The sequence below is a fragment of the Pricia sp. genome (assembly GCF_041745955.1).
GTDB lineage: Bacteria > Bacteroidota > Bacteroidia > Flavobacteriales > Flavobacteriaceae > Pricia.
This window is the reverse complement of record NZ_JBGTHY010000300.1, coordinates 1-10,474: the sequence shown is the minus strand read 5'-3', so window position 1 is coordinate 10,474 and position 10,474 is coordinate 1. Positions and strand designations below refer to the sequence as shown.

11 protein-coding genes are annotated in these 10,474 nt (G+C 45.8%); 4 read left to right on the top strand and 7 right to left on the bottom strand.

Annotated features, from left to right (window positions below):
* Nucleotides 1-8: 8 nt before the first annotated feature.
* Nucleotides 9-1,085, top strand: coding sequence for a peptide chain release factor 1 (prfA, locus tag ACEW8S_RS11055; RefSeq protein ID WP_373518211.1), 1,077 nt, complete (start codon nt 9-11; stop codon nt 1,083-1,085).
* Nucleotides 1,086-1,126: 41 nt separating this feature from the next.
* The gene (pyrF, locus tag ACEW8S_RS11050) at nt 1,127-1,948 is read left to right on the top strand and encodes an orotidine-5'-phosphate decarboxylase (RefSeq protein ID WP_373518210.1); all 822 of its coding nucleotides are present in this window, start codon (nt 1,127-1,129) and stop codon (nt 1,946-1,948) included.
* Here pyrF and ACEW8S_RS11045 read toward each other — a convergent pair whose 3' ends face one another.
* From ACEW8S_RS11045 to ubiE, 7 genes are all read right to left on the bottom strand, one after another.
* Complete coding sequence (locus tag ACEW8S_RS11045) at nt 1,949-2,146, bottom strand: hypothetical protein (RefSeq protein ID WP_373518209.1); 198 nt, start codon at nt 2,144-2,146, stop codon at nt 1,949-1,951. It lies immediately after the preceding gene.
* Between the two features lie 122 nt (nt 2,147-2,268).
* Nucleotides 2,269-3,642, bottom strand: coding sequence for a RagB/SusD family nutrient uptake outer membrane protein (locus ACEW8S_RS11040; RefSeq protein ID WP_373518208.1), 1,374 nt, complete (start codon nt 3,640-3,642; stop codon nt 2,269-2,271).
* Nucleotides 3,643-3,651: 9 nt separating this feature from the next.
* Nucleotides 3,652-4,107, bottom strand: coding sequence for a hypothetical protein (locus tag ACEW8S_RS11035; RefSeq protein ID WP_373518207.1), 456 nt, complete (start codon nt 4,105-4,107; stop codon nt 3,652-3,654).
* Nucleotides 4,058-4,882 carry a carboxypeptidase-like regulatory domain-containing protein gene (locus ACEW8S_RS11030; protein WP_373518206.1) on the bottom strand — a complete coding sequence of 275 codons (825 nt, stop codon included), beginning with the start codon at nt 4,880-4,882 and terminating at the stop codon, nt 4,058-4,060. The genes ACEW8S_RS11035 and ACEW8S_RS11030 overlap by 50 nt, the downstream gene beginning before the upstream one ends.
* 331 nt (nt 4,883-5,213) lie before the next feature.
* Entirely contained in the window at nt 5,214-5,918 is a 705-nt protein-coding gene (locus ACEW8S_RS11025; RefSeq protein ID WP_373518213.1) for a DUF4197 domain-containing protein, read from the bottom strand.
* 84 nt (nt 5,919-6,002) lie between these two features.
* The gene (locus ACEW8S_RS11020) at nt 6,003-6,722 is read right to left on the bottom strand and encodes a porin family protein (protein ID WP_373518205.1); all 720 of its coding nucleotides are present in this window, start codon (nt 6,720-6,722) and stop codon (nt 6,003-6,005) included.
* Nucleotide 6,723: 1 nt separating this feature from the next.
* A complete protein-coding gene (gene ubiE, locus ACEW8S_RS11015; protein ID WP_373518212.1) occupies nt 6,724-7,455 on the bottom strand; it encodes a bifunctional demethylmenaquinone methyltransferase/2-methoxy-6-polyprenyl-1,4-benzoquinol methylase UbiE in 732 nt (243 codons plus the stop codon).
* 244 nt (nt 7,456-7,699) lie between these two features.
* On the opposite strand from ubiE, the gene trkA reads away from it, so the two are divergent.
* Both trkA and ACEW8S_RS11005 read left to right on the top strand, forming a co-directional pair.
* Complete coding sequence (gene trkA, locus ACEW8S_RS11010) at nt 7,700-9,049, top strand: Trk system potassium transporter TrkA (protein ID WP_373518204.1); 1,350 nt, start codon at nt 7,700-7,702, stop codon at nt 9,047-9,049.
* Between the two features lie 17 nt (nt 9,050-9,066).
* A partial coding sequence (locus tag ACEW8S_RS11005) for a TrkH family potassium uptake protein (RefSeq protein ID WP_373518203.1) occupies nt 9,067-10,474 on the top strand: 1,408 nt, incomplete at its 3' end.

The following is a 10,474-nucleotide window of genomic DNA, read 5'->3' as shown; positions in this document are numbered from 1 at the left end:
GATAGAACATGATAGATAAACTGAACATTGTCAAGCAGCGTTTCGATGAGGTTTCCGACCTGATCATACAGCCCGATATCATTTCGGACCAAAAGCGCTATGTGGAACTTACCAAGGAGTATTCCGATTTGAAAGACCTTGTTGCAAAACGCGACCAATACCTAGAACTGACCGATAATATACAGGAGGCCGAGGAGATCATTTCGGATGGCAGCGATGCCGAGATGCTCGAAATGGCCAAAATACAGCTAGAGGAGGCCAAGGCCGGGATGCCAAAACTGGAAGAGGAAATTAAAATGATGCTTATTCCCAAAGATGCCGAAGATGCCAAGGACGTGGTCGTTGAGATCCGAGCGGGAACGGGCGGCGACGAGGCCAGTATTTTTGCGGGCGACCTCTTTCGCATGTACACCAAATATTGCGAATCAAAAGGATGGAAGACCAATGTTATCGACCTGAGCGAAGGTACGAGCGGTGGCTATAAAGAGATTCAGTTCGAGGTAACGGGTAAGGATGTTTACGGCACCTTGAAATTCGAAGCCGGTGTACACCGTGTTCAGCGAGTGCCGCAGACGGAGACCCAAGGTAGGGTGCATACGAGTGCCGCCACGGTCATGGTGCTTCCCGAAGCCGAGGATTTTGATGTACAGATCGATCCCAAGGATGTCCGTATTGATTATTTCTGTTCCTCCGGACCAGGTGGGCAGTCGGTAAACACTACCTATTCGGCCGTGCGATTGACTCATCTTCCCACAGGATTAGTAGCTCAATGTCAGGACCAAAAGTCACAGCATAAAAATAAGGATAAGGCCTTCAGGGTCCTACGTTCACGATTGTACGATCTTGAACTTGCCAAAAAACAGGAAGAGGATGCCGCCAAACGGAATTCCCAGGTAAGCAGCGGTGACCGATCGGCGAAGATCCGTACCTACAACTATCCGCAAGGCCGGGTGACTGACCACCGGATCGGACTTACGCTCTACGATCTGCAGAATATCATAGATGGCGATGTACAAAAAATTATCGACGAATTGAGCTTGGTAGAGAATACGGAGAAGCTGAAAGAGGCGTCGGAGGTGTTTTAAGGCGCCGGGAATCTAACCCCCCGACTAACATTGCATGATAAATGATAACTTCACAACTCGTTGAACAAATACATTTAAAACAATCTTTCCTCTGCATCGGTCTTGATACGGATTTGGAAAAAATGCCACAACATCTTCTCGATGATAAAGATCCGATTTTTGCTTTCAACAAGGCGATTATCGATGCGACCCATCATCTGTGTGTCGCTTATAAGCCGAATATCGCCTTTTACGAAGCCTATGGGATTGCAGGATGGAAAGCATTGGAAAAGACCATCGCCTATCTCAATGAAAACCATCCTGAAATCTTTACCATTGCCGATGCCAAACGCGGGGATATAGGCAATACCTCGACGCGCTATGCCAAGGCCTTTTTTGAAGACCTGCAATTCGATTCCATAACTGTTGCCCCGTACATGGGTAAAGATTCCGTGGAGCCTTTTTTGGCGTTCAAGAACAAGCATACGATTCTGCTGGCATTGACCTCGAACGAAGGGGCATACGATTTTCAGACGAAATTGATAGATGGTCAGGAATTGTATAAAACGGTTTTGGAAACTTCGAAGACCTACAAAAACTCGGAGAACCTAATGTACGTCGTAGGGGCTACCAAGGCGGAGTATCTTCGTGAAATCCGAAAAATAGTTCCCGATAGTTTCTTGTTAGTACCGGGTGTGGGCGCCCAAGGGGGCAGTCTGGAAGAGGTATGCAAATATGGAATCAACAAAAATATTGGCTTGCTTATCAATTCCTCTAGGGGAATTATATATGCATCCAAAGAAAATGATTTTGCAAAAGTCGCGGCATCGAAAGCAGCGGACCTACAATATCAAATGGCTTTGGAATTGACAAAGATGAAGTGATCACTTCATCATATTTTCCAATATTTTTTGGATTTTCTGTGCTTTCTGCTCAAAGAATTCTACCAGTTTGGCATCGGTATATTCCAAGTTGCCGGCCTTTTCCAAAAAATTCTGATACTGGTACTCCAACAAAGAGATAACATTTCTGTTTGCGGTCATCGGGGTAACGCTTCCTACCTTACAATATTGATTTTCCATAGTCGTATAAATAAGTCCCTAATATACGGCGTATGCGTGATTTTGGATGTTCTTTTTCGTCAATTTTCACTAAAAATCCGTTATAATAATGATTAATTAACATTGGGGTATTGCCCACAGATTTAACCGCCGTATCCCGGATTTTGCTCCATAAGGGTATTGGTGTCCATTTCGTTCTGTGGTATGGGGAATGTCAAGGCGTTGGCATCGTAGGCCAAATCGCCCACCGAACGTTGTGTCCTCCTGTAATCATGAATCAAGAAGCCTTCAAAGGCCAACTCCAGTTGACGCTCATTGAATATGATATTGTCGGATATTGACGCTAAGGGTGCCGTCCCAGATCTTGCACGAAGCGCGTTGATCTCGGCAAGGGGAGCAAGCCCAATCGATGTGCCCTCTTTAAAATTACTTTCCAATCGAATTAAGTGCATTTCGGCAATCCTAAAGATGGTGACGTTCGCAAATTGAATTGTGTATTTTGAAGATAGCCGTTCATCGTTATCTGGACTTATATAAAAATAACTAGCCCTAAAATCAGTATCGGGATCATCAAAAAGTGCTAAATAGTCATCTTGAATACGAACGTCCCCGCCACGGCCGCCGTTTGCTTGCGAGGCATAAAAGTTGACCAGTTGGTTTCCATCGATTCCCCCCGTCACTTGACTGGTCTTCTGAAAGGCGAATATTGTTTCAGGACCATCGGTCTCGTTATTAAAAGCGCCGTCATAGGTGGAAGCTAGGCTGTGGCCGCTATTTCGAAGTACATCGTCAGTGGCATCCCTTGCCTCTGAATAATTACCTTTTTGCAAATAGACCCTCGCCAACAAAGCCTGTGCCGCGTATTTATCGGCGTAGAATCCATTTTCTTCGGGTAAAAGCGAATATGCAATTTGGGCATCGGTAATAATCTGGGTATATATTTCCTCGACCGAGCTTCTAGCGATTTCCAAAGGTTGCAAGTAATCAAGTATTCCTTCCAGCCGCAAAGGTACACCAGGTTGTGGGTTCCCTCCGCCGGTTTGATAGGGGGCCGCATAATTGCGTATAAGATCAAAATAAGCAAGTGCACGGAGAAATCTGGCTTCCCCTTCTATTCGATTTGCTTCTTCGGGACTACTAGTTACTATAGCGATATTATCAACGACCAAATTCGCCTGATTGATACTTTCGTAGCTATTTTCCCAGATGTTCTCGACAAAAAGGTTATCTACCAAAAGGCTTTTCGTAATCGCCTGCCGTGGTTCTAAAAATATACCTCCCCATTCAACTTCGTCGGTCGTGCCCAATAAATCGTCCATTAGCTGTAGCTCGCCCCCGTAGGTGTTCTCTTGCCCCATCTCATTATTAACCCCTATTAAAATTGCGGCGATATTGTCTTCGGACGTAAGGGTAAGTTCTCCGGACAAATTATCGGTTGGATCGATTTCCAGTCGATTTTCGCAACCTACCCAAAGAACGGATTGTAAGATTATAAACAGAATTTTATATGTTTTCATGACAATTTTTTAAAAATTAATGTTTAGGCCGATGGTAAAAGTCTTTGCCGGAGGTGAGGAGTAAAATGTGCTACCGGGATTACGGGAATCGTTCACATCGCTGCGCGCCTCGGGATCCTCGAATTTATAATCGGTAAAGGTCAATAGGTTCACGCTCGTAAGGTAAACCCGTAGCTTGCTAAATCCTATTTTTTCCGTTGTTTGGCTTGGTATGGTGTAGCCCAAGGTGAGGTTACGAAGACGTATGAAGTCAGCTTCGTCGAGATACCGGGTAGATTCTGCCGTTCCGTTACCGCCAAATAGTCTAGCTTGGGGTACATCGGTGATATCGCCTGGCTGTTGCCATCTGCGTAGTTGGTCGATACTCTGATTGTCGTAAAAATCTGCCGATGCCGATTGAAAACGGCCACCACCATTATATATACTGGCACACCATTCCCCTCTTATTCGTAGGCTGGCTAACACCTTGTGCGAGGTTTATGGAGAATTTGGCTTTCCCCTGTTTTCCCTGCTTGGTAGTAATAAGAACGACCCCGTTCGCGCCCCTCGCCCCATAGATCGCTGCGGAAGATGCATCCTTTAAAATATCGATGGATTCTATATCATTGGCACTCAAGGTCAGCAAGGGGTTGGTGGGCGCTCCGTTGCCGACATCGGTATTGTTGCCTATGGGATCTACCAAGGGAATTCCGTCCAACACGTAGAGCGGCTGTGTACCGGCACTGACACTAGCTGCGCCGCGTACCCGTATACTGATGCCACCCTCGACCTTACCGTTGGTCTGGGTTAATTGCACCCCGGCCGCCTTTGCGACCAATGAATTTTGAAGGTTGGGGTTGGGTACCTCTGCAATATCCTCGGAAGTTAATTTCGCTATGTTATCCGTTAGCCTTCGTTTACTCTGCGTACCGTATCCGACAACGACAACCTCATCAAGTTGGGATGCGTCTTCTTCGAGCTGCACGTTTATGGTATTCGAGGTTTGGACCTCCGCTTCAACGGTCTTTTGTCCGAGATACGAGAATACGAGTATTTGTGCTTCGATAGCGGAAATGGAGTAATTACCATCAAAATCGGTCTGCGTACCGTTAGTGGTGCCTTTAACAAGGACATTTACACCCGGCAAGGGCAATTTATCCTGATCGGTTACCGTTCCAGTCACCGTCTTTTCCTGTCCGTACAAAACGGGAGCGACTAATAGCAAGACCAGTATAATTACGATTGATAGTTTTGAATTCATGGCATTCGATTAGAATTAGTTGCACTAAATACTTAATAAATACCAAAGAAAACAACAAAAAAGTCATAATACTACGGATAAGCCTTGATGAATTATCATTTTTGGAATTAAAGGGTATCTAATCCAACTATGCATAAAAAAAACCGATGCTCCCACCGGTTTTAAACTAACTAACTCAAAAATTACTAACTCAAATAATTTTCCACTCTTTACTTTAACGGGTTAATTTTTAAGTTATTGTAATATTGTGGGATTTTTTAGCGGCTTAACGACCCTTTCTGTCCGACCTTCGGCAATGGTTAAAACCCATGGGTCTTTTTCCGAGGATAGTTTAATCCTGCAAGGCAAACACCTTTCTCAAAAGATCCGTTGTTCGCGATGAGGCCTTGTTGCGGATTTCCTTTTCCTCTACGGCGATCATGGTGTAAACGCCGTTTAGAGCCTCTTGAGTGACATAGTCCGTCAAATCGGGATTCAGGTTGCTGGTCAACGGAATACTATTGTATTTATTGATAAGGTTGCTCCACACCCGATCGGCGCCGACTTTTTCAAAAGAGCTTTTGATTACGGGGCTGAACTTTTTATAGAGATCAGCTTCTGTTTGTCCTGTCAGGTACAGGGTGGCCGCGTTATCGCTGCCCAATAAAATGTTCTTGGCATCGTTAAATGTGATGCCCTTCACCGCATTTACAAAAATGGGCGTAGCCTCACCAACGGCATCTTCGGCAGCACGGTTCAAAACTTTAAGGCCTTCGTCTGCCAAATTTCCCAAACCGATATCCCGAAGGGTTTTATCTACTTTTTGGAGTTCGGCGGGCAAGGCTATCTTTACAAGTTCGTTTTTAAAAAACCCGTCTTCCCGGGTAAGTTGGCTTACCTGTTTGTCGATGCCCTTATCTAGGGCCTGCCGCAGTCCCTCCGCTATCTGGGTATTACCGATACCTGATTGCTCTTGTGGCAGTTGATCAATTACCTGTTGCAGTTCGCCACAGGACAGCAATTGGGCGATAATTGTAAATAATAGAAGTTTTTTGATCACGATTTTTTCGGGTTTTTATCTGCCTTTTCCTTTTTATTTTTTCCTTTTTTTGACACCAGTCACCAGTCCAGATACCAAACCTTATTCAAACGTAAAATTAATAAAGAGCCCACGGGTTCTCATGGCATCTATGTTACCGGTCCATAAGCTATTGGGATCGTTGTCGGGTACCAGTTCGTCGTTAATTCCAAAAACGCCACGGATCGATGGTGTGAACTTGAAATACTCCAGATAGAAATCGATACCGAAGCCGAGTTCGTAGTTATACGTCCACTTTTTTAGGCGAAAGGTGCCGCTACTGTTGTCGTCCAAACTTTTCTCATTGCTACCTAGGTTCAACGATGCGGACGGTCCGGCGACAAGAAAGGGCTTAAAGTTTCCGTAGCGTTTAGTACTGACCTTCAGCAATAACGGAAAATTTATATAGGTTGATTTTACCTCCCGAAAAGCGTTCCTTCGGCCCTCATCGGTGTCCAAAAATCCAGGAAAACCCAAGGTTCTTGCGTTGTAGTACAGTCCGGGCTCTATACGTAGGTCCAGGAATTCGTGGAGACGCATTTCTCCGATTAGGCCCACGTTAAAGCCGGTTGATTCGAGCACTTGAACATCGGTATCGCGATTTCCCCTATCGTCTTTATAGTCGAATTTAAAGCCGTAGCGGTTAAATCCTAAAAAATAGCCATAGTTCAAGAAATTCTTGTCCTTGTTCTCGATATTGAGAATCGGGTTGTCATTGAACTGGGCATTGAGGCCGTTGCAAAAGAGCATCAGCAGGATCAATGCCAAAAAAGTGTGCTTCATATCAATGCTTTGTGGCAACATAAATAGATGCGACCCCGAACGTTTGGGGTCTGTTCTCTACCTCTATAAACCCGATTTTACGTAAAATATTGTTGAAGGCTTCCCCGTGTGGAAAAACGGATGCCGATTCGCTCAGATAGGCATAGGCCGATCGGTCTTTAGAAAAAAGCTTTCCGATGACGGGCAGTATGTTTTTCGTGTAGAAACCGTAACCTTGTTTATAGGGCGTTTTCGTTGGTACGGAAGTTTCCAAGATTACGAGAGTGCCTTGCGGGGCAAGAACGCGATAGATTTCGGCCAGGCCCTTGTCCAAGGTTTCGAAATTGCGGACGCCAAAGGACACCGTTATGGCATCGAAACTGTCGTCGGTAAAGGGCAAGTTTTCACTGTCTCCCGCCACCATTTCTATGGTGTCTCCTAAGCTTTTAGCGGCAACCTTTTTTTTCCCTACTTCTAACATTCCGGGAGATATATCGAGACCGACAATTTTGGGCGCACCGGTTTTCACCAGGTTAATGGCAAGATCGCCCGTGCCCGTTGCAATATCCAAAATGGTTTTAGGATTTTTTTCCGATAGGATGTCAACGACCTTTCTGCGCCATTTTACATCGATACCGAAAGAAATCACCCTATTGAGTCCATCGTACTTTTCCGAAATCGAATCGAACATCCGGGTGATCTGCTCTTTCTTACCAAGTTCCGAATCTTTATACGGAGTAATGTTCTTCGCCATATCGGGCAATTTTAGCCGCAAAGATACCGCTTTTGAAGCGAAGCATGAATACGCGTATGCCCAAAAATACGATAGTGGTGGTTTATGGTGGGATTTTAAAAATTTCGTTCCCATTAAAATCCACAACCAAAATAATACGTAATTTTGCAGCGCAAACTTGCTACGCAAATTACGTGGACAGGATAAGGCCTTTTGAATCTGAAATAGGGCCAATGTATTGCATACCACACAAAGTTGCCAACAGATGAAAATAATTATTGCAGGTGCCGGTGAAGTAGGTTTTCACTTGGCAAAACTGCTTTCGTACGAATCTCAGGACATTACCTTGATCGACACTAAAAAGGAGAGCCTGGCCTATGCCGACACCCATCTTGATATTCGGGTCTTGCGAGGCGACGCTACCTCGATCGCTGTTTTAAAGGATGCCCAAGTAGCCGAATCGAATTTGGTCATTGGGGTAACCTCTTCCGAGACTACCAATATTACCCTGTGCATGCTGGCCAAGCAGTTGGGCTGCGAGCGCACGATTGCCAGGATTTCGAACACGGAGTTCACGGATTGCAAGGACACGATCCGATTTTCCGATCTTGGAATCGACGAACTGATTTCTCCCGAACAATTGGCGGCGAAGGAAATAGAAATGCTTTTGAACAAGTCCGCATTCAACGACACCTATGAATTTGAAGAGGGCAAACTGACTATGGTGGGTGTCTCATTGCCCTCTACGGCACCTTTTGTGGGCAAGATGGTCAAAGAGGCCGCAAAAGTTTTTCCCGAGCTTCAGTTTATGCCGATCGCCTTGCAACGAAAAGGCACGCAGTACACGATTATTCCCCGGGGGGATACTGTCTTTAAGGATGGTGATCAGGTCTATTTCATCACGACCAAGCAAGGGGTCGAAGAGCTCTATAAATTGACTGGAAAGAAAAAGGAGGAAATCAAAAATGTAATGATCCTTGGCGGAAGCAAGGTCGGCTATAAGGCGGCACGGGATCTCTGTCTTAAAAAGTTCAACGTCAAACTTATAGAGAAAAACAAGGAAAAAGCCATCGATCTGGCTGATGAGCTTCCCAACGCCCTAGTAATCAATGGTGATGGTAGAAATGTGGAACTTTTGCAAGAGGAAAGCCTTGAATCTATGGATGCGTTTATTGCCGTGACCGGCAATTCGGAAACGAACATAATGTCTTGTCTCGTGGCGAAATCCAAGTTCATCAAAAAGACCATAGCCATGGTCGAGAATATGGATTATTTTCAGCTATCGCACTCCATCGGCATCGATACCCTGATTAACAAAAAGCTATTGGCGGCCAATAACATTTTTAGGCACATACGAAAAGGGGAGGTTGTGGCCTTGATGCGTCTGAACAACCTGAACGCCGAGATTCTGGAATTTGTGGTCAAACCCGATTCCAGGGTTACGGGCAGTGCGATTCGAGAGCTCGATTTTCCGAAGACGGCCACTATTGGAGGTGTTATCCGTGACGGTGAGGGCATTATAGCGCTAGGAGGATTCCAAATCCGTCCCGGAGATAGGGTGGTGGTGTGCTGCCTGCCCGAGGGTATCCCGAAAATCGAACGGTTGTTTTTATAAACTTTTACCCCAATTCCATGCGTTTAAACTCCCAAATAATATTCCATATCATGGGGCTGCTTATGCTCTGCAATGGCGGTTTTATGCTGCTGGCGGCATTGGTAAGCGGTATTTATGCCGATGGTGCGACTTTGAGCATTTCGCTTGCGGCGATCGTGACCATGTTCGTGGGTATTTCTGCCATGTTCTTTACCAGGGGACATAAAAAGGAGGTAAAGCGCAAAGAGGGCTATATCATCGTCACTTTTGGGTGGTTGGCACTGACGGTTTCAGGGATGTTGCCCTACCTGTTTTCGGAGGCCTTGCCGGATATTACCAACGCTTTTTTCGAGACCATGTCCGGATATACCACGACCGGGGCATCGATTATGGATGATATCGAAGTGATGCCCGAAGGCATCCTTTTTTGGCGCAGCCTTACCCATTGGATCGGTGGTATGGGTATCATCGTTCTTGCCATCGCAATCCTCCCGCTTCTAGGAATCGGCGGTATGCAGTTGTTCGCAGCGGAATCGCCGGGGCCGAGCGGCGATAAATTGCATCCACGGATTACCGATACCGCAAAGCGTCTTTGGCTGATTTATTTAGGATATACCATAGCGGAAACGGTATTGCTGAAACTGGCGGGCATGAACTTTTTCGACGCCATCAACCATTCTCTGGCCACACTTTCTACCGGTGGGTTTTCTACCAAAAATCTTAGCCTGGCCTATTGGAACGACCAGCCCCTGATACAATACATCACTATAGTATTCATGTTTTTGGCAGGTTCGAACTTCGTACTGAGCTATTTTGCCCTCAAGGGAAGGGTGCAGCGGATCATTAAGGACGAGGAATTCAAGATCTACACCTTTTTTGTAGTATGCTTTTCCGTAATTGCCGCACTGGTCATTTATTTTAGGGCGGATGTCCCCGTTTCGGATTATCATCCCCAAGTTTTTGGGGCCGCGGAAAGTGCGTTTCGCCATAGCCTTTTTCAGGTCGTTTCCGTAATCACTACGACAGGATTTGTAACTGCTGATTTTACTGGATGGACTCCCTTTTTAACCGTCTTTTTCTTCGGATTGATGTTTCTCGGGGGATCTGCCGGGTCTACGGCCGGAGGCATTAAGGTGATGCGCCATATCATGATCATTAAGAACGGAGTGCTGGAATTCAGGCGTAGCCTGCACCCGAATGCGATATTGCCCGTACGGTATAACGGTAGAACGGTGAAGGAAAATATCGTTTACAATATCATCGGTTTTTTTGTACTCTACATGCTGCTCTTTATTATTGGTGCCTTGGTCCTGGGGGCCATGGGTATAGACTTCGTAACCGCCATCGGGGGTGCGGCCTCGTCGCTTGGCAACGTCGGGCCGGCGTTCGGCAGTCTGTATCCCCTTACCAATTTCAACGGACTTCCCGATGCCGGAAAATGGTGGT

Coding starts and splice junctions, on each gene's coding strand:
- ubiE (WP_373518212.1), bottom strand. CDS start 7,455: ATGGCGAAGAACATTACTCCGTATAAAGATTCGGAACTTGGTAAGAAA.
- ACEW8S_RS11045 (WP_373518209.1), bottom strand. CDS start 2,146: ATGGAAAATCAATATTGTAAGGTAGGAAGCGTTACCCCGATGACCGCA.
- ACEW8S_RS11020 (WP_373518205.1), bottom strand. CDS start 6,722: ATGAAGCACACTTTTTTGGCATTGATCCTGCTGATGCTCTTTTGCAAC.
- pyrF (WP_373518210.1), top strand. CDS start 1,127: ATGATAACTTCACAACTCGTTGAACAAATACATTTAAAACAATCTTTC.
- ACEW8S_RS11030 (WP_373518206.1), bottom strand. CDS start 4,882: ATGAATTCAAAACTATCAATCGTAATTATACTGGTCTTGCTATTAGTC.
- prfA (WP_373518211.1), top strand. CDS start 9: ATGATAGATAAACTGAACATTGTCAAGCAGCGTTTCGATGAGGTTTCC.
- ACEW8S_RS11040 (WP_373518208.1), bottom strand. CDS start 3,642: ATGAAAACATATAAAATTCTGTTTATAATCTTACAATCCGTTCTTTGG.
- trkA (WP_373518204.1), top strand. CDS start 7,700: ATGAAAATAATTATTGCAGGTGCCGGTGAAGTAGGTTTTCACTTGGCA.